Origin of the sequence: Aquicoccus porphyridii (assembly GCF_008369105.1) — a bacterium.
In the GTDB taxonomy this organism is placed as follows: Bacteria; Pseudomonadota; Alphaproteobacteria; order Rhodobacterales; family Rhodobacteraceae; genus Aquicoccus; species Aquicoccus porphyridii.
In genome coordinates this window covers 1-350 of sequence record NZ_VINQ01000250.1, presented here as the reverse complement: position 1 = coordinate 350, position 350 = coordinate 1, and the positions used below count along the sequence as shown (strand labels likewise).

The window sequence follows — 350 nt, the reverse complement described above, 5'->3', positions numbered from 1 at the left end:
TTCTTGCCGAGCAGGCGTTTCTTCATCATCGGAATCACCAGGGCGACGGTGACCAGCACCGCGGTGACCAGGTTCAGGTCCTGGGCCTGCAAGCCGATGAAATCGCTGTTCAGCGCCAGGGCGATGAAGAAGCGGTAGACGATGGCACCGAGGATCACCGCGAGGGTCGCCAGGATCAGCCGGCGCGAGGGCAGGATGCTCTCGCCGACGATCACCGCGGCCAGGCCGATGACGATGGTGCCGATACCCATGGAGATATCGGCGCCGCCCTGGGTCTGCGCGAACAGCGCGCCGGCCAGCGCCACCAGCGCGTTGGAGATGGCCATGCCGAGCAGGATCATGCCGCCGGT

The 350-nt window shown here is 66.0% G+C and carries 1 protein-coding gene; it reads right to left on the bottom strand.

Annotated features, from left to right (window positions below; genetic code table 11):
- Positions 1–350: ABC transporter permease family protein (locus tag FLO80_RS22750; RefSeq protein WP_500676342.1), on the bottom strand; the 350-nt coding region annotated here is incomplete at both ends.